Source organism: Nocardia sp. NPDC060259 (assembly GCF_042728775.1).
Classification (GTDB): domain Bacteria; phylum Actinomycetota; class Actinomycetes; order Mycobacteriales; family Mycobacteriaceae; genus Nocardia.
This window is the reverse complement of the sequence record NZ_JBHXAY010000002.1, coordinates 100,032-119,550: the sequence shown is the minus strand read 5'-3', so window position 1 is coordinate 119,550 and position 19,519 is coordinate 100,032. Positions and strand designations below refer to the sequence as shown.

Sequence of the window (19,519 nt, the reverse complement as noted above, 5' to 3'; positions counted from 1 at the left end):
TCGATCGGGACCCGGCGCGAGGCCGGGTCCCGATCCGCGTCAGAGGAACATGGTGTCCCCGAAGACCGAGTTGGTCGCGCTCACCTCCGGTGTGGTCGCGGTGACGGTCGCCCAGGAGTAGATGTTGAGTGGCCCGCCGCAGTTGCCGACCATCAGATGGAAGTCGCGGTTCACCAGGTAGGTGGTGCCCGAGCTCAGCGGCATGCTCCCGACATCGATCTTCTTGATCTCGCCGGGCGCCAGCGACAGGCTCAGGTCCATCCCCGCCGAGATCGACGGACCGATATCGGCGGACGCATCCGGCCCCGACGAGCCGAACCCGATGGTGGCCCCCGCGCCGACCGAGATCCCGCCGTCCAGCCCGACCGACAGCGTCACGTCCACCGCGCAGGCGACGAGATAGCCCGACTCGAGTGTCCCGGTCGCCCCGGCCGGCGCCGTGCCGTACGCGGTGTTGTCGAGGAACACCTCGCGGTTGGTCGGCATCGCGTTGAGCGCGGGCACCTGGCGGTAGGACTGATCGGTGTGGCCGAGGGTCAGCTCGAAGCCGGCGGGCCCGTGATAGGTCGTCTCGTGCGGGGCCATCGGTGTCGCCGACGCGCCGGGGGTGATCCCGACGGTGGTCAGTGCGACAGCGGTGGCAGCCAGCATGGTGGTGGTGATGTTCACTGTTTCCTCCCCTGAAGTGAGGCCGTGAATTCCGGCTCGACATCAACGTAGGAACTCGCCCTTGGCGCGAGCTGATGATCACCTTGCCGAAGAGCTGACAATCGCAGGTGAGAGTGCTGTGACCGGTTATCCGGTCCGGCGCCGCGGCACGCCGGTTCGGCCGATCGATGAGGTCGGCGAATGCCCTGGTGGAGCGTGCTTTCCGTCCGGACCGGACACATCACACCCCAGGTCGGCGGCGAATCGTGCACTTCGGGGCCGACATCAGGGACTTTCCTGATGTCGGCACCGGGTCATGCGTGCCAGTATCGAAGGATGGATCCGTCTGTTCCCACCCGCGACCCCGCCCAGGGGCCCGCCACCCCACCGGGGTCCGGCGCCACCGCCGGGAACTCGAACGGCCTCGGCTCGTCGAACGGGAGCGGTTCGGGGGCACCACCCAACGGTTATGCCCCGCCCAACGGGGTCGCGACGCCCGACGGTTACGTCGTGCGCAACCAGGGCGTCATGCCCAACCGGCATCTCGCACCGAACGGTGGAAACCGGCCGCTCGGCAATGCCGCGCCGTTCGGCGGTGCGAGTGGGCCCGGCGCCGCGGCGGATCCGCGCGGTGGGCACCGGCCGAGGGGTCCGCAGCGTTTCGTAGCGCGCGCGCTCGGCAATGGCCGTGCCGTCTACGGGACGCCGCCGCCGTATCTTCCGCAGCCTCCGTATCGCGGCGCCCAGGCGTACGGGCCGTATCCGGGTGCCGCTGCGCCGATGGGGTACGGCGTTCCGCGCGGCTACCGGCCCGGGATGTTGCCCGCGCCGGGTCCGGAGCCGGTCGGTGCACCGATGCCGGAGACCCCGCGCCTGGTTCGCCGGACCGGTGGCCGGGTGGTCGGTGGGGTCGCGGGTGGTCTGGCCGATCATCTCGGCGTCGATGTGTTCAAGGTGCGGATGGCGTTCGTGCTGCTGTCCGCGCTGCTAGGCGCTGGTCTGGTGGCCTACGGACTGCTGTGGATCTTCACCCCGGCAGGCAGCGACGCGGCGAAGCCCACCGGCGACGAGCGCAGGCAGGCGATCGGACTGGCCCTGCTCGGCCTCGGTCTGGCGGTAACGGTGTCGTGGCTGTTTCAGGGCACCGCGGCAAGGGTGATCGCCCCGATCGTCGTGATCGCGGTCGGCGCCGCGCTGGTCTGGCGCGAGTACGACGTCGCCGCGCCGGGTCCGCGCGCGCTGTTCGGGCTGCCCGCGCGACCGTCGGTGGTCACCTGGTCGCGGATCGTGGCCGGGGCGACGCTGATCGTGGTCGGCCTCGGCGTGGTCGTGCTGGCCAGGATCGATCTGAGTTCGCTCGGCTCGGCGCTGATCGCGGTCGCGGTCACGCTGATCGGCGCCGGTCTGCTGACGGTGCCGCTGTGGCTGCGCATGGTCCGCGCGCTCAATGCCGAGCGTGGCGCCCGCATCCGCAACGAGGAACGCGAGGAGATCGCCTCGCACCTGCACGATTCGGTGCTGCAGACCCTCGCGCTGATCCAGCGGCAGGCCGAGGACCCGCAGGAGGTGCTGCGCCTGGCCCGCAGCCAGGAACGCGAACTGCGCAAATGGCTGTTCGACGACACCGCCCCCGCCCAGTCCAGCCTGGCCGCGGCACTGCGCACCATCGCGGGTGAGGTGGAGGACCAGCACGGCGTGAAGGTCACGCCGGTGACGGTCGGCGATGTCGCCATGGATCCCGGCGAGACCGGCGCAGGCCTGCCCAAGGAACACTTCACCGCCCTGCTCGGCGCGAGCAGGGAGGCGCTGGTCAACGCGGCCAAGCACGCAGGCGTCCCCGACATCGACCTGTTCGCCGAGGCCGAGGCGCATCAGGTGAGCATCTTCGTCCGCGACCGCGGCGCCGGTTTCGACGTCTCGAAGGTGGCCGACGACCGTCGCGGACTCGCGAAGTCCATCCGCGCCAGGATCGAACGCCGCGGCGGCACCGCCGAGATCGACTCCACGATCGGCCGCGGCACCGAAGTGCGGATCGTCATGCCGCGCACCGACTCCGGCAGCATCGACGAGGTCACGCCCGCCGAGACCACGCCCGCCGACGGCGCGACCGCCGAGCGCACCGACCCGACCGGTCATGGCGTCGGCGGACCGGACCCGCGGCCCGCCCGTCGAGGAGCGCGCGACAACGAGCCAGGGCAGCGCTGAGCGCGGTGACGACGCGCGAACCCGCGCGAGAACTGTGGTACCGATGAGCGAGTCGATCGCACGGGTGGGATGAGGAGAGCTGTCAGTGAGTGTTCGGGTGTTTCTTGTCGACGATCACGCGGTGTTCCGGTCGGGGGTGCGTGCCGAGCTGAGCCGCGAGACCGACATGGAAGTCGTCGGCGAGGCGGGTGCGGTGGCCGAGGCGATCGCCGGGATCGATGCCGCGCGCCCCGATGTGGTGCTGCTGGATGTGCACATGCCCGACGGCGGCGGTGTCGCGGTGCTGACCGGGATCGCCGAGGGCCCGGTGTGCCTGGCGCTGAGTGTGTCCGATGCCGCCGAGGACGTGATCGCGGTGATCAGGGCGGGCGCGCGCGGGTATGTCACCAAGACCATCTCCGGCGCCGAACTGGCCGACGGCATCCGCCGGGTCGCCGGTGGTGACGCCGTATTCAGCCCTCGCCTGGCCGGTTTCGTCCTCGACTCGTTCACCGGCCGCTCCCCGGTCCCCGAGCCGCCGCTCGACCCCGAGCTGGACTCGCTGACCCCGCGCGAACTCGAGGTCCTGCGCCTGCTGGCCCGCGGCTACACCTACCGCGAGATCGCCGAAACCCTGTTCATCTCGGTGAAGACGGTGGAAACCCACGCGTCCAACGTGCTCCGCAAGACCCAGCAGTCGAATCGCAACGCGCTGACCCGTTGGGCCCATCGCCGTCGTATCGAATGAGCGCCGCGCGCTTGAACCGCCGATCCCCTCGGGGTCGGGTCGGGTGTGGCTGGGTTGGTCTTACATCACCGCGATGATGAGCGCGATCAGGATGACCAGCCCGATCAGCACACCAGCGCCGATGGCCAGCGGTGCGCCGTTGGGCAGGTTGTCCACGAAGCTGCCGCTGCGCTGTTGCTGCGGCGCGGGCGGGGCGGACAGCGGTGCGCGCTGGGGGCGCGGCAGCGGTGCGGAGTGGGGGCTGCGCAGGCCGCTGGCGGAGTTGCGGGCCGCCCAGGAGGGAATGGTGCCGTCCTCGGTGCGCAGTGGAACACCGAGGATGTAGGCGGCGGTGCCCGGCCCGAAAGCCGCGGTGAGGATCTCGTCGCGGGCCTGGGCCATCGTCGGGCGGCGCTGCGGCGCAGGCTCGAGCATGTGCAGCAGCGGCTGGGTGAGGATGCCGCAGCGGGTCGGCGGAATGATCCGGCCCATCGCGGCCCTGGTGACGACGTCGTTCTCGTCCTCGTCGAAACCGAACGGCGGCTGGCCCTCGAGCGCGGTGTAGAGCGTCGCGCCTAGGGAGAACACGTCGCTGGCCTCGGTCGGCTTGGCGCCGCGGGCCACCTCGGGCGGCAGGTAGGCGGGGGTGCCGGTGATGGTGCCCTCGGGGTCGTCGCCATGGGTGTCACCCGCGCCGCGGGAGATGCCGAAGTCGCTGAGCTTGGCCTTGCCGAGATCGGGACCGCGATCGGCGACGAGGATATTGCCCGGCTTGATGTCGCGGTGCACGATGCCCGCGGCATGCGCGGCGGCGAGCGCGTCGGCCACCTGCGCGCCGATCTGGGCGACCTCGACCGCGGGCAGCGTGTCGACCAGCGCGAGCGCCTTGGCCACGCTGCGCGAGGGTAAGTACTCCATGACGAGCCAGGGTTCGCCCGCCTCGATCACCACGTCGTAGACGGCGATCGCGTGCTCGTGCGACAGCTTGGCCGCCACCCGGCCCTCGTGCACGATGCTGCTGCGGATTCGCTCGGCCTCGGCCTCGCTGAGGCCTGCCGTGGAGAGCACCTGCTTGATCGCGACTTCCCGGTTCAGCAGCCGGTCCGTCGCGAGCCAGACCGCACCCATGCCACCGCCGCCCAATTTCGACTGCAGGCGGTAGCGGCCCGCGACGAGGTAGTCGGGGCCGATATGGGGACGAGCACGTTCGGTCACGGGTGCGAGGGTAGTCGAATATGCCGATGACTGGCCGGTATCACGGCGCGCGGGTATAAGGGGCCCCGCTGTGGACACGGGAAGGGGGTGGGTGCCACCCTGGTCGCCATCGAACGTATATTCGAATACGATCGATAGCTGAAACGGTGCTGCCGTTCCAGCGCTGGGCGGTTCTCCGCTCGCGGGTCCATCGTGGAAGTAGGTGGTGTTGATGGGTTCGGATGCGTTGTCGCCCGAGGTGGCGGCCCGTGAGCGCACGCTCGACGACTTGCGCCGTCGGATGGCGTCGGTGCCGGGACGCGGCGAGTCCGCCACCGGTCACATGCCGCATGAGCAGCCACTACGTCGCGATCTGCTGCCGGTGCCTGGACCGCTGGCCGAACTGCTGCCCGACGGCGGACTGCCCAAAGGCGCCGTGGTCGCCTACTCCGGCGCGCACTCGATGCTCTCGGGTCTGCTCGCCGCGGTGACCGGCGACGGCGGTCACGCCGCGGTGGTCGGCCTGCCCCGGCTTGGTTTGCTGGCCGCCGCCGAGATGGGCGCCCAGCTGTCCCGGCTGGCGGTGATCGCCGACCCAGGCCCCGATCCGGCCGAAGTGGCCGCCGTTCTGCTCGACGGGCTCGACCTGGTGGTCCTCGGCCTCGGCGGCCTCGCCGTCCCGCCCGCACGCTGCCGGGTCCTCGCCGCCCGCGCCCGCAACCGCGGCGCCACCCTGGTCGTCGCGGGTGGCACCTGGACCAATCCGTCGCTGCGCCTGGACACTCGCGTCACCGGCTACCGCGGACTCGGCGCGGGCCGCGGTCGGCTGCGTTCGGTCTGCCTGGACGTGCGCGTCAGCGCCAAGGCTGGCCCACCCCGACACGGCCGCATCGACCTGTGCGCCCAGGCCGGTCGTACCGAATGGCTTGCGCGCGAAGCGGAGACCCGCGAGGTGGTCGACCTCAGGGAGGCCGTGTCGTGACCGCCCGGCGGTGGCCATCCGGTCAGGCGCCGATCGCCTGCCCCACGCTGCCGCCCACGGCGGGCACTCGGATGCAGGCTCGCCTGATCGCATTGTGTATCAGGGGCGCGCAGCTCGGCACCGTTCGCTCGGCGCCTGACCGCATGTCAGCGGTGACGTCAGTCGATGGTGTTCGAATCCATGCCGGTGGTCGGCGATGACACGCGGAGAGCGTGTCCTGGCACTGCTGTGCCCCGACTGGCCCGCGGTGGCGGCGGCAGCGGCGGCCGGGGTGCCCGCGGATCGTCCCGTGGCGGTGCTGCACGGAAATCGGGTGGTGTCGTGCTCGGCGATCGCCAGAGCCGAGGGTGTGCGAGAAGGCGTGACCCGCAGGGAAGCGCAATCACGCTGCCCCGAACTGATTGTCGCCCAGCATGATCCGGACCGCGATGCGCGCCTGTTCGAACCGGTCGCCGGTGCCGTGGATGCGACGGTGCCCGGTGTCGAAGTACTACGCCCAGGACTCCTTGTCCTCGGAGCACGCGGCGCCACACGATTTTTCGGTTCCGAGGAAGCGGCCGCCGTGCAGCTCATCGATGCCGTGGCGGTGGCGGGCGCCGAGGCGCAGATCGGCATCGCCGACGCCATGTCGACCGCGGTGCTCGCCGCCCGCCGCGCCGCGATCGTGCCGGTGGACGAGGGCGCCCGCTACCTGGCGCCGCTGCCGGTGGCCGAGCTGGCCGCCGAACCGGCCCTTGCCCCACCGGAACGCGCCGAGCTGGTCGACCTGTTGCACCGCTTGGGATTACGCCGCGTCGGTGACTTCGCCCGGCTCACCCCCGCCGACGTCGCCTCCCGCTTCGGCGCCGACGCGGTTCTGGCCCATCGCCTCGCCCGGGCACTGCCGGAGCGTCCGCCGTCGGCGCGGCAACCACCGCCGGAACTGAGCGTCGAGCTCGACTGCGATCCGCCGATCGATCGCGTCGACGCCGCCGCGTTCGCTGGCCGCACCCTCGCGACCCGGTTGCACACCGCCCTCACCGCCGCCGGTGTCGCCTGTACCCGCCTCGCCGTCACCGCGCGCACGGAGGCGGGGGAGGAGCTCTCCCGCATCTGGCGCTGCGCCCGCCCGCTCACCCCACCCGACACCGCCGACCGCATCCGCTGGCAACTCGACGGCTGGCTCACCCACCGCGACCGGCCGACCGCCCCGATCGTCGCGCTGCGCCTGGAGCCGGTCGAGGTGGTCGCCGCAGGCGCGCTGCAGCTCGGGCTGTGGGGCGGGGAGGGCGAGGAGACCGAACGCGCCCGCCGCGCGCTGGTCCGGGTGCAGGGTCTGCTCGGTGGCGAGGCGGTGCGCGTCGGGGTGCTCAGCGGCGGCCGCGGTCCGGCCGAACGCATCACCATGATCGCCCTCGGCGACGAGCTCACCCCGGCCGCCGACCCGTCCCAGCCCTGGCCGGGCAGGCTCCCCGAACCGGCGCCGACCCTGCTGCTCCTGCACCGCCCCACCGTGCACCTGACCGCCGCAGACGGCACCGCGGTCGAGGTCACCGACCGCGGCCTGTTCACCGCCGACCCGGTCCGCCTGCACTGGGGCCGCAGGCAGTGGGCGCTGCTCGGCTGGGCGGGCCCGTGGCCGGTGGACGAGCGCTGGTGGGCCGCCGCCGAACAGGCGGGTCCCGCGGCCCGTGCCCAGGTCCAGCTCGACGCCGAACCGACCGAGATCAGGGCCGTCCTGCTCGTCTACGACGCCGCTGCCTGGCATGCGGAGGGCGTCTACGAATGAGGCAGGCAGCACGCGCGGTGGCGGGACGAATCCGCGATGTGGGCCGCCGACACTCCGGCAGCGTGCCGGTCTGCCCGCCGAAGCCCCAGCTCACAGCCAGGTCGCAGGGCGCTTCACCACCGAACCCCGCGCCGGTTCTACAGTGAAACGACGCCTGTTCCGGATCGGCCGGACGGATCGACCCGGAGGGAGCGTCATGAATCCGTTCGATGGCATGCTGTGCTCGGCTGCCGCGGCCGACCTCCCACTGCCCGGCACCGCGACCCACATCACCGGCTGGTTGTGCATCGAGCACCCTGGCGCCTGGGGTCGTGACGTGATCGGCGACGAGGTGCTCGGCCCGGAGATCACCGCCGAACTGGCCGCGCGCACCTCGGCGGCAAAGGTCCGCCCGACACTGATCCGCCGCCCCGGCCGCAACGAGTTCAGCGGCACCCGCACCGTCCTGCTGGTCAGCTCGCGTCCCGAGGGCTCCTGGTGCGAGCGCTTCGAGATCACCGACCTGCGCCAGCTCTTCGACATCGACCTGCACCTCGTCGACGGCCCACCACCGGGAATCGGTGTGCGCGTGGACGATCCGCTGGTCCTGGTCTGCGCGCACGGCAAACGCGACCAGTGCTGCGCCCTGCTCGGCCGCCCCATCGCCGCCGCGCTGGCCGCCGCCAACCCCGGCCGCGTCTGGGAGGCCTCGCACACCGGCGGCCACCGCTTCGCCCCCGCCGTGGTCCTGCTCCCGTCCGGCCTCACCTACGGCCGCGTCGACTCCGCCGCCGCCGAGGCCCTGCTCGCCGCCGCCGACACCGACGCCGTCTCGCTGACCGGCCTGCGCGGGCGCAGCTGCTACGACCCGATCGCCCAGCTCGCCGAAGTCGCTGTCCGTGAACAGCTCCCGCCGGTACCCGGCGACGCCCTCACCGTCGTCCCCGACCCGGCCCCCACCGACGCCCCGGCCCTCGCGGGCGCCGCCATCGTCACCCACCGCGACGGCCGCCGCTGGCGCGTCACCGCCCGCACCGTCGCCGCCGCCCCACGCCAGGCGAGCTGCGGCGCCGCCCCCAAGCCCGCCACCTACCTGGAACCGGCTGCGGTGGAACAACTCCCGGCCCTACCTGCCGACCTGGCCGAACGATCCGGCGGGCTGACGGCGAGGTCGTGAACCCCGGCGACGCCTAGCAGTCCGCGTTGTGGGCGGTGGTCGATCGACAGGTGACTTCCGGGCAGTGGTCACGTGTTGCGGCGCGACCGGCGAATGTGGGGGATGATGGGGTAATGGCAGCTCCTGCAAGGGTTTCCGACTCATCGATGCCGCAGCTCTTCCAGGCATCCGATGCCGCCTCGCGCGAGGGGCAACGTGCCTATGTCGGCGGTGTTCGTCGCCGGCTGCTGTTTCTCGTGGTCGCCGCTGCCGCCGGGATCGTCACGTGGCGGGTGGGCAACGGGCGCCTCGATGTCATGGGGCTGGTCGGGATGCTGGCTTTCGTCGGCGCGATCATCGAGGAGTCCTCGCTGTGGCGGCACCGACCGGACAAGGCGTGGTACGACGGTCGCGCCGTCGCCGAGTCGGCGAAGACGCTGGCCTGGAAGTACGCCGTCGGCGGGCTGCCCTTCCCGATCGCGATGCCGGTCAACGAGGCGACGCTCGGGCTCGTCGAGAAGCTTCGCGGGCTCAGCGGTCAGTTCTCCGATCTGGAACTGTCGCCGGTCGCCGCTTCGCAGGTGTCGGAGTGGATGCGGGAGCAGCGCTCGACATCGCTGGACGACCGCAGGCGAACCTACCTCGAAGCGCGAGTTCACGATCAGCAGCAGTGGTACGCGGCGAAATCGCGATACAACAAACGACGGTCGAACCAATGGCGGATGGCGCTGTTCGGCCTGGAATTCACCGGTGCCACAGCGTCCTTGGCCACCGCCGTGGTGCAGAGCAGCCTGATGCTCGGCCCCGCGCTGGCGATGATCGCCGGAGCCGCGGTCGCCTGGACCGAGGCGAAGCAGCACGACTCGCTCGCCCGCGCGTATTCGGCGGCCTGCACCGATCTGTCGAGTGCCGAGACGAAGCTACTCCTCGCGGATTCGGAGGATGCGTGGAGCCGGGAGGTCGACGACGCCGAGGAGGCGATCAGCCGCGAGCACGTGGTCTGGCTCGCGACGCGACACCGGCTGTAGTCAGAGGTCGCTGGAGATCTCGAACGACGTCGCACCGAATATCCGGTTGGAGGATGACGGAGTATCCGTCGAGCGAGCGACAGACAGGGCGACCAGCGTCACCACAACGGCCAGCACGACAGCCGCCGCGACACCGATCCAGGGGTGTTGTTCCACCTCTCTCGGGATCATCTCCCCGGGCGGACGAAGGCCGCCGAATCCACCGATGGGTTTGTATCGTTTGGCCGCGTCCAGCACCCGCGAATCGGTGCCACCGGAGTATCGGTCGGTGGTGAAGGTGATCGATCCACCGTCTTTTCCGCCTGTGTTACGGCTCGCTTCGACCTTCAGATCACAAATGATCAAATGCCCGGACGCAGTGTCCCATCGTGGCCACCTGTCGGCCCGACCGTATTTCTCCTGCAGCCGGTCACCGGCGCGGCGGGCGACGAGGAATACGTTCTTCTTCGTGGAATGCGTGTCGAGTCTGTCGATTTCGCTCCAGGGGAAGCGGTGAATGATGCCGACCCGGCGGATCTCGATGCCGCTGACGTCGATCACCAGCTGGTCGCCTCGGCTGCGAACATAGAAATACCCGGCGATCACCGATCCGCCGAACAGCACGGACAGCAGCTCGCGCAGCTCGCCGTGCACCCGGAACACGAACCAGACGAAGAGCGGAATCACGATGCCTGCGATCATCAGGTTCAGATGCGTACTGGCGTTCTCGCCGGTATCGGGAAAGACGACACCGCTACTGACCTGGCGATCGGGCACCGATTGAGCGATGAGCCCGTCGACGATGCGTACCAGCCGATCCGCGTCGTCGTCGTAGACGTCGGATCGTATTCTGGCAGCGTTCTTCTCGAGCAGTTCCCGCATGCTCGGCGGCAGTTCGTTCGCCTGCGGCAGTCTGGCATCGTCGACGAGCAAGGGGAGAACCGTCTTGCCGAGGCGCAGTGCGGTCTCGATCTCCTCGCGCACCGGGTCGTCGGGTGCCTGCAATCGGCTTCTGTTGCGTGGGCTGAGCCACTCCGAGGCGATGACCACGACCACCACCGACGACCCGGCGATGGCCCGGGTGATCGCCTCCCGGAACGGAACACCCCCGTCGATCGAATCCCGGTCGAAGAACGCCAGGTCGTCCGGGAGTTCCTTGCTGAAGGTCGCGCGCAGCCGACTGACGAAGTGCTGCGTATCGTCCCGTCGGTAGCTGATGAAGATTCGATAGCGTTCCATACCCTCGGATACTTTCCAGGCAACCGGATCTCACCCGTGTGGTCGACGATGACGCACGAACGGCTGATGCGATTATTCCTCAGGCGCTACCCCCTGTCAGCCGTACCGTGGGTTCGCTCTGGTCACCAGTGCGTGCCAGGTACCCAGCGGGCGGCGCGGCGGAGGGCGTTGCCGGTGGCTTTGCGGGCGGGCGACTTCGGCTTCGGTTCACGGTGGGGGAGTGGGGGTTTCGTGGACTCTTCGGCGGGGTCGGCCGATTCGCCTTTGGCCGCGGGGGAATCCGGGAGTGCGCGGTAGTAGCGGTGCATGAGGCGGGCGTGGAGTTTGGGGGTGAACAAGGCGCCGTATTCGGCGAAGGTGCCGAGGGGGACGTCGATGCGCTTGGGGCGTTCGGTGAGGGCGCGGACGATGGTGGCCGCGGCCCATTCCGGTGACTCGGCGGGGCCCTGGTCGCCGCTGGGGGCGATCATCGGGGTGCGCACCAACGGCATGTGGATGGTGGTGAAAGTGACGCCGTCGGCGAGGGTTTCGATGGCGGCTACCTCGGCGAACTTGTCCAGGGCCGCCTTGCTGGCGAGGTAGGCGGAGAAGCGCGGGGTGGCGACCTGGACGCCGGCGCTGGAGATGTTGACGATGTGGCCGAAGCCGCGTTCGCGCATCTGCGGCAGCAGGGCGAGCGTCATCCGCAGCGCACCGAAGTAGTTGACCGCCATGGTGCGTTCGAAGTCGTGGATGCGGTCGGTGGAGCGGTGGATGGCGCGGCGGATGGAGCGGCCCGCGTTGTTCACCAGCATGTCCACGTGACCGTGCTGATCGAGGATCGCCTTGACGGTCGACTCGACGGATTCGGCGTCGGTGACATCGCACTGATAGCCGTAGGCCTGCCCGCCCGCGTCGGTGATCTCGGTGACCACGGCGGCCAGTTCGTCACCGCGGCGGGCGAGGAGGAACAGGACGGCGCCCTTGTCGGCGACCGCCAGCGCGGCGGCGCGCCCGATCCCGGACGACGCGCCCGTGATCACGACATGACTGCCGGTCAGATCGATCCGTCGCCGACCGCGACGACCCTGTGCACCGGGAGAAACCTGTGACATCACTGCTCCTTTGCAGCTCGTTCCCTCGAACTTACTCCAAAGTAAGTTCCGGGACCAGGGCTGGCAAGAAACTCGAAAATATGTTCGAACCCCTCTCGCCAATGTTCGAACGTATGTGCGATACTTTGACCCATGGCGGACGATCGGATGGCGGATATCTATGCCGCGGTGCGGCTCGGCGGTGGCGACCCGGATGCGGCGCGCGCGGCGCTGACCAGGCTCTGGGACGAGGTAGGGGAAGGCGGCGACCCGTTGCATCGCTGCGTGATCGCACACCACCTGGCGGATGTGCAGGAGTTGCCGGAGGGCGCGCTGCTCTGGGATCAGCGGGCGCTCGGCGCGGTGTTCGGGCCCGGCATCCCGCTGGACGAGGGGCTGCGCGGGTTCCTGCCCTCGCTGTATCTGAACCTGGCCGACAGTCACCGCCGGGTCGGTGACTTCGAGATGGCGCGGATGCAGCTGGCCATTGCGCGCGGGCACCTGGACGTGCTCGCCAACGATGCCTACGGCGCGGTGATCCGGTCGGGTCTCGGTCATGTGGAGGCCGCGCTGGAATCGCGGTCGATGGAGCGGTTGCCCGCGAGTTGAGGGGTCGGGCAAACGCGACCGAGCGGGAGGTGGATGTGATGCGGGGGTCGTGAGAGGAGAGGGCGCGTGGGCTGGAGCAACGGTCCGCCGACCTGGTCGGAACTGGAGCGGGTGCTCTCGGGCAAGCCGAGCCGTCGCCCGGCGGCGGACATGCATCCGGGCGACGGCGGCGACAGTCCGGCGTGGTCGCGCAAACGCGGTGCCTACGAAGCGGATTCGATCGCACCGCCCACCACGCCGGCGGTGCCCTACGCCGAGCTGCACGCCCACTCCGCCTACAGCTTCCTCGACGGCGCGAGTCAGCCGGAGGAGCTGGTGGAGGAGGCGGTGCGCCTGGGGTTGTCGGCGCTCGCGCTCACCGACCACAACGGGTTCTACGGGACCGTCCGGTTCGCCGAGGCGGCCAGAGAATGGGGAATGCCAACGGTTTTCGGTGCCGAACTGTCACTGGGAACCGATGCGGAGGCGGCGCCTGGCCGAGGGGATGCGGTCAGGCGCCGTTCTGTTCCTCGCGGCGGCCTGCGTGCCGATATCGCGGGCATCGCGGCGGACAGCGACGCGATCGGCCATGTCGGTGCCCCGGATTCCGTGCCGCGCACCGGTTCTCCCGATCCGCGCGGCCCGCACCTGCTGGTCCTGGCGCGCGGTGAAGAAGGCTATCGACGCCTGTCGAGGGAGATGGCCGCCGCGCACATGGCCGCGGGCGAGAAGGGCGTGCTGCGCTACGACTTCGACACGCTCACCGCGACGGCGGGCGGGCACTGGCACATCCTCACCGGCTGCCGGAAGGGCCACCTGCGCAGCGCGCTGGAGCGGGATCTGCGCGAGGGTGCGACAAGCCTGCCGAAAGCCGAAGCGGCCCTGCGTGATCTGATCGAACGCTTCGGCGACGACCGGGTCGGCGTCGAACTCACCCATCACGGCATCGCCACCGACGACGAACGCAACGCGTATCTGATCGCACTCGCCGATCGCCTCGGTCTGCCGGTCTTGGCCACCACCGGTGCGCACTTCGCAAGCCCGTCCCAGCGCCGTCGCGCGATGGCGCTGGCCGCGATCCGGTCGCGGAGCAGCCTCGACGAGATGGCGGGCTGGCTCGCGCCGACCGGCGGTGCGCATCTGCGCTCGGGCGCGGAGATGGCGCGGCTGTTCGCCGACCATCCACAGGCGGTGGCCAATGCCGTGACCTTGGCCCGGGAATGCGCGTTCGACCTGCGCCTGATCGCCCCGAAGTTGCCTCCGTTCGACGTGCCGGCCGGGCATGACGAGGACTCGTGGCTGCGCGAGCTGACGCTGCGCGGCGCCGCCGAGCGCTACGGCCCACCGGAGCGGAACCCGCAGGCGTACCGGCAGATCGAGCACGAGCTCGCGGTGATCGAGAAGATGACCTTTCCCGGCTACTTCCTGGTGGTGCACGACATCGTCAGGTTCTGCAAGGACAACGACATCCTGTGCCAGGGTCGGGGCTCGGCGGCCAACTCCGCGGTCTGCTACGCCATCGGCATCACCAATGTGGACCCGGTGGGCAACAAACTGCTGTTCGAACGGTTCCTCTCACCGGAGCGCGACGGGCCGCCCGATATCGACGTCGACATCGAATCGGACCGGCGCGAGGAGGCCATCCAGCACGTCTACGCCAAGTACGGCCGCGACTACGCCGCGCAGGTGGCCAATGTGATCACCTATCGCGGTAAGTCCTCGGTGCGCGATGCCGCACGGGCACTTGGCTTCTCGCCGGGTCAGCAGGACGCGTGGAGCAAGCAGGTGAGCCGCTGGTCCGGGGTCTCGGCGGAGACGGGCACCGATATCCCGGCGCCGGTGCTCGAGCTCGCCGGTGAACTCGACGGCCTGCCACGGCATCTGGGCATCCACTCCGGCGGCATGGTGATCTGCGATCGGCCGATCGCCGACGTGTGCCCGGTGGAGTGGGCGCGGATGGCCGGGCGCAGTGTCCTGCAGTGGGACAAGGACGATTGCGCCGCGGTCGGTTTGGTCAAGTTCGACCTGCTCGGCCTCGGCATGCTCTCGGCGCTGCACTACATGATCGACCTGGTGCGCGAGCACAAAGGCGAGACGGTCGAACTGCACGCGCTCGACCTCGCCGAACCGGGCGTCTACGAGATGTTGCAGCGCGCCGACTCGATCGGGGTGTTCCAGGTGGAGTCGCGCGCGCAGATGGCGACACTGCCGCGTCTGAAGCCGCGTACCTTCTACGACCTGGTGGTCGAGGTGGCGTTGATCCGGCCCGGACCCATCCAGGGCGGCTCCGTGCATCCCTACATCCGCAGACGTAACAGGAAAGAGCCGGTCGTCTACGACCATCCGGCACTGGAGAATTCGCTCGAACGCACCCTCGGCGTCCCGCTGTTCCAGGAACAGCTGATGCAGATGGCCGTCGACGTCGCCGGGTTCACCCCCGCCGAAGCCGATCAGCTGCGCCGGGCGATGGGCTCCAAGCGCTCGCCGGAGAAGATGGAACGGCTGAAGGGCCGTCTCTACGAAGGCATGCGTGAGCTGCACGGGATCACCGGCGCGGTCGCGGATCGCATCTACGAGAAGCTCTACGCCTTCGCCAATTTCGGCTTCCCGGAAAGCCATTCGCAGAGCTTCGCCTCGATCGTGTTCTACTCGGCCTGGTTCAAGCTGCACCATCCGGCCGCGTTCTGCGCGGGACTGCTGCGCGCCCAGCCGATGGGGTTCTACTCGCCGCAGTCGCTGGTCGCCGACGCCCGCCGCCACGGTGTGCGCGTGCACGGCCCCGACATCAATGCCAGCCGCGCCGAACCCACCCTGGAGAACGCGGGCGCCGAGATCCGGCTCGGCCTGTCCGGCGTCCGCCACATCGGCACCGATCTCGCCGACCGCATCGTCGCCGAGCGCACCGCAGCGGGCCGGTACTCCTCGATGCTCGACCTGACCGGCCGGGTGGAACTGACCGTCGCGCAGGCGGAATCGCTCGCCACCGCAGGTGCCCTGGACACCTTGGTCGACGACCGCGGTAGCAGTGTGCGCAGGGCCGCATTGTGGGCCGCGGGCGCCGCGGCAGGCGAGCGTCCCACCCTGCTGCCCGGCACCGGTCCGGCGACCGTCGCGCCGTCGCTGCCCGGTATGAGCGCGCTCGAACTCGCCGCCGCCGACGTCTGGGCCAGCGGCATCTCACCCGGCAGCTATCCCACCGAATTCCTGCGCGCGCACCTGAACTCGCTCGGCGTCGTCCCCGCCGCCGACCTGCTGCTCGTCGAAGACGGCACCCGCATCCTGGTCGCGGGCGCCGTCACCCATCGGCAGCGTCCCGCGACCGCGGCAGGCGTCACCTTCCTCAATCTCGAGGACGAGACCGGCATGGTCAATGTCGTCTGCTCGGTGGGTCTTTGGGCCCGCTACCGCCGCCTGGCCCAGAACGCCACCGCCCTGCTGATCCGTGGCCGCGTCCAGAATGCCGAGGGCGCGGCCAGCCTTCTTGCCGACCAGCTCGAACACCTCGACCTCACCATCGTCGCCCGCTCCCGCGACTTCCGCTGAACCACTGCCGAATCGATACCGGACATCCGGGAGTCGCTGCGGTATCAAGGGAAGTGGAGCATCGAATCGTGGGGGCCACATGGCGCACTCCGAACTGAACACACTGTCGGTGACCTACCGGCAGGGCTACCACTGGGCCGTGGCGGATCTGCTGGCATCGCTGCCATCGCTCGTGCTGAGCGGTTGGCTGCTGGTGGGAACCGCGGCGCTGCTGGCGAACTGGGCCGCGGTGCTGGTCGCCGTGCTGTGGGCTGCGTCGGGTCCGGTGGTGCTCGGCTGGCAACGGCTCATGCTGGGGGCGATGGCGCTGTCGTCCGAACGGAACCTGCCGGACGAACACGACCGGGTGAATCGCGCGTGGGCGAATGTCGCCGATGCCGCCGGTCTGCCCGCCGCCTCGACCACGGTGTGGGTCATGCATTCCGATGCCGTCAACGGAGCCGTCAACGCCAGCGGCTATGTCAGTGTCACCCGGTCCGCCGTCGAGGCGTTCACCGAGCGTCAGCTCGAAGCGCTGATCGCCCACGAGCTCGGACATCGCCTGCAGGACACCGCCACCCGGCGGTCGGTGATCCGGTGGTATCGGTGGCCCTTCGAGTTGCTGGTACGCGCTGTTTTCGCGCCGGCGGACCGGGTGATGGCCCGGTTACACCCGCGCCTGTTGCGACTCTCGAACCGCGTGCTCGCCGCCCTGCGCTACTCCTCTCTCGGCGCGGCCGCCGCGACCACGCTGCTCGTCGCCCCGGCCGTCCTGGCCTACGGCACCGCCGCCTGCCTGCTCTTCGCGGCGCTCGCCCTCCTCCTCGGCCCCTGGGGCTCCGCACTCGCCCTGGCCCTGGCCGCTACCCAGCTGGTGACCCGGCCCCGGCTGTCCCGACGCCTCGAATACCTGGCCGACCGCGTTGTCGTCGACCTCGGCTACCTCGACGACTTCCGCTTCGTCCTGCAACTCGTGTACGACCGCTCGAAGGTCCCCGGCTCCACCGCCAACGCCACCGAGGTCCCCGCCTTGCTCTCCACCCACCCCCACCTCGACGACCGTCTCGCCGAACTCGACCGCTACGCCCACCGAACCCGCTGACCTGCGGTTTCCTGATTTACGGGTGGTACCATATGTGGCATGATCAAGACGACCGTGTACCTCCCCGAGGAGTTGGAGGTCCGGCTCGATGCCGAAGCTGCCGCGACCGGGGTCAGCAAGGCTGAACTCATTCGACGGGGGATCGCCATGTTGCTCGAAGCTTCCGAGGTGCCCAAGAACGACGCGCCCTTGCCGGTATTCCGCAGCGGCCGGGCCCGCACCGCCGAGGAGATGGATCAGGCGATCTACGACCACATCAAGTCGCGGTCGGCTCGTCGATGATCATCGTCGCCGACACTTCCGCTCTGTTCGCCGCGTTCGATGCCGATCAGCCCGAGCATGAACAGGCGCTCGCGGTCATGGCGTCCGAGACCCTGGTGATCTCACCGCTCGTCTTGACCGAGCTGGACCACCTCGTGCACCGCGATCTCGGTTTCGAGGCGGCGATGCAGGTCACCGAAGCACTGATGGCCCGCATGCTCGACGGGCGCTACCGGCTCGCCGAGCTCAAGCATGTCGATCTAGCTGCGGCCCAGCTCATCCGGGCCAAGTACGAGGGTCTTCGGCTGGACCTCGCCGACTCGGTCGGCGTCGCCCTGGCCGACAAGTACCGGACCAACTGCATCTTCACCCTGGACCAGCGCGACTTCCGCGCGATCGAACCGCTCACACCCGGTGTCGACGCGTTTCGCATTCTCCCCGCCGACCTCTAGCAGCTGGGCCCGCTCGCGGCGTCGGCGCATTACGCTGCGAACATGCGCAAGCTTGCCGTGGTGATGGTCGGGGTGTTCGGGCTGTTGTTCCTGGCCGGGTGTGGGGACGACGCGAGCGAGAGTCAGGCCGATCACGCGTCCTCGCCGAGTGTTTCGGGGCCGGCTGCCGCGGTGGCGCCTGGGTTCCGGGAGGGGGCGCCGTCCAAAGAGGGCCCGGCGCCGTCGGATTCGGCGAATCGGAAAGAGGTGATCACCGGCTCGGTCGACATCACCGCCGACGATCCGATCGGCGCCGCGGCGACCGTCACCGAGCAGGTGCGCGCCATGGACGGCCGGATCGACAGCCGCACCGAACAGCCGGGCACCGACGACCGCACGGCACGCGCGGTGCTCAGTGTGCGGGTGCCCGCCGACAAGACCGATGCCTTCATCACCGGGCTCGGCGGGATCGGCACCGTCACCGAGGTCAGCACCAACCGCGACGACGTCACCATGCAGTGGGAGGACCTCGACGCCCGCATCCGCGCGCTACAGGCCTCCGTCGACCGGTTGCGCGCGCTCATCGCAGGCGCGACCAACACCGCCGACCTGATCGCCGCCGAGGAGGCGCTGTCGAGCAGGCAGGGCGAGCTCGACAGCCTCACCGCGCAGAAGCGCTCGCTCGACGACCAGGTCGCGCTGTCCACGCTCACCATCACCCTCACCGCCGACGACAAGAAGGCGCCCGGCGACCCGGACAATTTCTGGGACGGCATCGTCGCGGGCTGGAACTCGCTCGTCGACTGGTTGCGCGACGCGGTCGTCTTCGCGGGCAAGGCGGTCCCGTGGCTGGGCTTCCTCGCCGTGCTCGGCGGCGTGCTCTGGCTGGTGCTGCGGACCGTGCTGCGCCGTCGCCGCCCCGCCGCACCCGTGGCGCCTGCCGTGGTAACTCCCGCGGCCGAGACCACCTCGCCGACCGCGGGACACGAGAAGGAAGCGACCGATGCCGACCGTACGGGCGACGATCAAACCGAACAGCCGTAAAGGCCCGCTGGTCGAGATCGCCGACGACGGCACCCTCACCCTCTACGTCCGCGCCCCCGCCGTCGAGGGCAAAGCCAACAGGGCCGCCATCGAACTCCTCGCCGAGCACTTCGGCGTCGCCAAATCGGCGGTGCGATTGTCGGCGGGGGCGACTTCACGCTTCAAACGCTTCGACGTCGATCTCTGACTACGCGCCGTCAGGGGTGATCAGCGCCACCCGGGGGAAGTAGGTGCGGAACCGGGCAGCGTCTCGAGTGAGTAGCCGATAGCCCGAATATGCCGCATGTGCCCCGATGTAGAAGTCCGGGAGTGGGCTGCGTTTCTCCCCGCCTCGTCGTCGGTATGCGACGAACGCCTTACTGGCCACGAATCCGGCCTGGAACGGCAGGGGGATTCGCTCGAGATCGGCCTCCGGGATGGCTTCGTCGAGATCTTCGATGGTGTCGAAACCTCCGGCGACCTCGGCGTAGATGATCGGATTGATGACCGTCGGTCCGGCGTCTCGTGCTTCGGCCAGCGCGTCATCCGACCAGTCCGCCCACTTAGGGTCGTCGGTGAGCACATCGAGGAGGACGCAGGAGTCCACCAAGGTGATGGGCTGCTCATCAGCCACT

At 69.8% G+C, this 19,519-nt stretch carries 18 protein-coding genes; 13 read left to right on the top strand and 5 right to left on the bottom strand.

Annotated features, from left to right (window positions below):
* Positions 1–39: 39 nt before the first annotated feature.
* On the bottom strand, positions 40–669 hold the full coding sequence (locus ACFWF2_RS01720) for an MspA family porin (protein ID WP_379303526.1): 630 nt from the start codon (positions 667–669) through the stop codon (positions 40–42).
* Positions 670–1,464: 795 nt separating this feature from the next.
* Between ACFWF2_RS01720 and ACFWF2_RS01715 the strand changes: the two genes are divergently transcribed.
* Positions 1,465–2,853, top strand: coding sequence for a PspC domain-containing protein (locus ACFWF2_RS01715; RefSeq protein WP_379303645.1), 1,389 nt, complete (start codon positions 1,465–1,467; stop codon positions 2,851–2,853).
* Positions 2,854–2,938: 85 nt separating this feature from the next.
* The gene (locus tag ACFWF2_RS01710; protein ID WP_379303524.1) at positions 2,939–3,580 is read left to right on the top strand and encodes a response regulator; all 642 of its coding nucleotides are present in this window, start codon (positions 2,939–2,941) and stop codon (positions 3,578–3,580) included.
* 60 nt (positions 3,581–3,640) lie between these two features.
* Here ACFWF2_RS01710 and ACFWF2_RS01705 read toward each other — a convergent pair whose 3' ends face one another.
* Positions 3,641–4,774, bottom strand: a complete 1,134-nt coding sequence (locus ACFWF2_RS01705) for a serine/threonine-protein kinase (protein ID WP_379303522.1) — start codon at positions 4,772–4,774, stop codon at positions 3,641–3,643.
* Positions 4,775–4,985: 211 nt separating this feature from the next.
* On the opposite strand from ACFWF2_RS01705, the gene ACFWF2_RS01700 reads away from it, so the two are divergent.
* From ACFWF2_RS01700 to ACFWF2_RS01685, 4 genes are all read left to right on the top strand, one after another.
* Positions 4,986–5,735, top strand: a complete 750-nt coding sequence (locus ACFWF2_RS01700; RefSeq protein WP_379303520.1) for a hypothetical protein — start codon at positions 4,986–4,988, stop codon at positions 5,733–5,735.
* Between the two features lie 196 nt (positions 5,736–5,931).
* Complete coding sequence (locus tag ACFWF2_RS01695) at positions 5,932–7,503, top strand: DNA polymerase Y family protein (protein ID WP_379303518.1); 1,572 nt, start codon at positions 5,932–5,934, stop codon at positions 7,501–7,503.
* Between the two features lie 196 nt (positions 7,504–7,699).
* The gene (locus tag ACFWF2_RS01690) at positions 7,700–8,659 is read left to right on the top strand and encodes a sucrase ferredoxin (RefSeq protein WP_379303516.1); all 960 of its coding nucleotides are present in this window, start codon (positions 7,700–7,702) and stop codon (positions 8,657–8,659) included.
* A gap of 113 nt (positions 8,660–8,772) precedes the next feature.
* A complete protein-coding gene (locus tag ACFWF2_RS01685) occupies positions 8,773–9,666 on the top strand; it encodes a DUF4231 domain-containing protein (RefSeq protein ID WP_379303514.1) in 894 nt (297 codons plus the stop codon).
* Here the strand turns inward: ACFWF2_RS01685 and ACFWF2_RS01680 are convergent, their stop codons facing one another.
* Positions 9,667–10,884, bottom strand: a complete 1,218-nt coding sequence (locus tag ACFWF2_RS01680) for a TIR domain-containing protein (RefSeq protein ID WP_379303512.1) — start codon at positions 10,882–10,884, stop codon at positions 9,667–9,669.
* Between the two features lie 122 nt (positions 10,885–11,006).
* The gene (locus ACFWF2_RS01675; protein WP_379303510.1) at positions 11,007–11,978 is read right to left on the bottom strand and encodes an SDR family NAD(P)-dependent oxidoreductase; all 972 of its coding nucleotides are present in this window, start codon (positions 11,976–11,978) and stop codon (positions 11,007–11,009) included.
* 132 nt (positions 11,979–12,110) lie between these two features.
* Here ACFWF2_RS01675 and ACFWF2_RS01670 point away from each other — a divergent pair, with 132 nt between their 5' ends.
* The 7 genes from ACFWF2_RS01670 (at position 12,111) to ACFWF2_RS01640 (ending at position 19,092) form a co-directional block, all read left to right on the top strand.
* On the top strand, positions 12,111–12,566 hold the full coding sequence (locus ACFWF2_RS01670) for a hypothetical protein (protein WP_379038665.1): 456 nt from the start codon (positions 12,111–12,113) through the stop codon (positions 12,564–12,566).
* Positions 12,567–12,632: 66 nt separating this feature from the next.
* Positions 12,633–16,088, top strand: a complete 3,456-nt coding sequence (locus tag ACFWF2_RS01665; protein WP_379303508.1) for an error-prone DNA polymerase — start codon at positions 12,633–12,635, stop codon at positions 16,086–16,088.
* 79 nt (positions 16,089–16,167) lie between these two features.
* A complete protein-coding gene (locus ACFWF2_RS01660) occupies positions 16,168–17,169 on the top strand; it encodes a M48 family metalloprotease (protein WP_379303506.1) in 1,002 nt (333 codons plus the stop codon).
* A gap of 39 nt (positions 17,170–17,208) precedes the next feature.
* Complete coding sequence (locus ACFWF2_RS01655; protein ID WP_379303504.1) at positions 17,209–17,451, top strand: CopG family transcriptional regulator; 243 nt, start codon at positions 17,209–17,211, stop codon at positions 17,449–17,451.
* Positions 17,448–17,882 (top strand): type II toxin-antitoxin system VapC family toxin, encoded by a 435-nt coding sequence (locus tag ACFWF2_RS01650; RefSeq protein WP_379303502.1) that lies wholly within the window; start codon positions 17,448–17,450, stop codon positions 17,880–17,882. The genes ACFWF2_RS01655 and ACFWF2_RS01650 overlap by 4 nt, the downstream gene beginning before the upstream one ends.
* A gap of 42 nt (positions 17,883–17,924) precedes the next feature.
* On the top strand, positions 17,925–18,905 hold the full coding sequence (locus ACFWF2_RS01645) for a DUF4349 domain-containing protein (RefSeq protein WP_379303500.1): 981 nt from the start codon (positions 17,925–17,927) through the stop codon (positions 18,903–18,905).
* On the top strand, positions 18,865–19,092 hold the full coding sequence (locus ACFWF2_RS01640; RefSeq protein WP_379303498.1) for a DUF167 domain-containing protein: 228 nt from the start codon (positions 18,865–18,867) through the stop codon (positions 19,090–19,092). The genes ACFWF2_RS01645 and ACFWF2_RS01640 overlap by 41 nt, the downstream gene beginning before the upstream one ends.
* Here ACFWF2_RS01640 and ACFWF2_RS01635 read toward each other — a convergent pair whose 3' ends face one another.
* Positions 19,093–19,518, bottom strand: coding sequence for a type II toxin-antitoxin system VapC family toxin (locus tag ACFWF2_RS01635; protein WP_379303496.1), 426 nt, complete (start codon positions 19,516–19,518; stop codon positions 19,093–19,095).
* Between the last annotated feature and the right edge of the window lies 1 nt (position 19,519).

Bases quoted from the DNA above. Each gene is read 5' to 3' on its own strand.
- ACFWF2_RS01715 (WP_379303645.1), top strand. From the start codon at position 1,465: ATGTTGCCCGCGCCGGGTCCGGAGCCGGTCGGTGCACCGATGCCGGAG.
- ACFWF2_RS01700 (WP_379303520.1), top strand. From the start codon at position 4,986: ATGGGTTCGGATGCGTTGTCGCCCGAGGTGGCGGCCCGTGAGCGCACG.
- ACFWF2_RS01695 (WP_379303518.1), top strand. From the start codon at position 5,932: ATGACACGCGGAGAGCGTGTCCTGGCACTGCTGTGCCCCGACTGGCCC.
- ACFWF2_RS01690 (WP_379303516.1), top strand. From the start codon at position 7,700: ATGAATCCGTTCGATGGCATGCTGTGCTCGGCTGCCGCGGCCGACCTC.
- ACFWF2_RS01685 (WP_379303514.1), top strand. From the start codon at position 8,773: ATGGCAGCTCCTGCAAGGGTTTCCGACTCATCGATGCCGCAGCTCTTC.
- ACFWF2_RS01680 (WP_379303512.1), bottom strand. From the start codon at position 10,884: ATGGAACGCTATCGAATCTTCATCAGCTACCGACGGGACGATACGCAG.
- ACFWF2_RS01675 (WP_379303510.1), bottom strand. From the start codon at position 11,978: ATGTCACAGGTTTCTCCCGGTGCACAGGGTCGTCGCGGTCGGCGACGG.
- ACFWF2_RS01670 (WP_379038665.1), top strand. From the start codon at position 12,111: ATGGCGGACGATCGGATGGCGGATATCTATGCCGCGGTGCGGCTCGGC.
- ACFWF2_RS01660 (WP_379303506.1), top strand. From the start codon at position 16,168: ATGGCGCACTCCGAACTGAACACACTGTCGGTGACCTACCGGCAGGGC.
- ACFWF2_RS01655 (WP_379303504.1), top strand. From the start codon at position 17,209: ATGATCAAGACGACCGTGTACCTCCCCGAGGAGTTGGAGGTCCGGCTC.
- ACFWF2_RS01650 (WP_379303502.1), top strand. From the start codon at position 17,448: ATGATCATCGTCGCCGACACTTCCGCTCTGTTCGCCGCGTTCGATGCC.
- ACFWF2_RS01645 (WP_379303500.1), top strand. From the start codon at position 17,925: ATGCGCAAGCTTGCCGTGGTGATGGTCGGGGTGTTCGGGCTGTTGTTC.
- ACFWF2_RS01640 (WP_379303498.1), top strand. From the start codon at position 18,865: ATGCCGACCGTACGGGCGACGATCAAACCGAACAGCCGTAAAGGCCCG.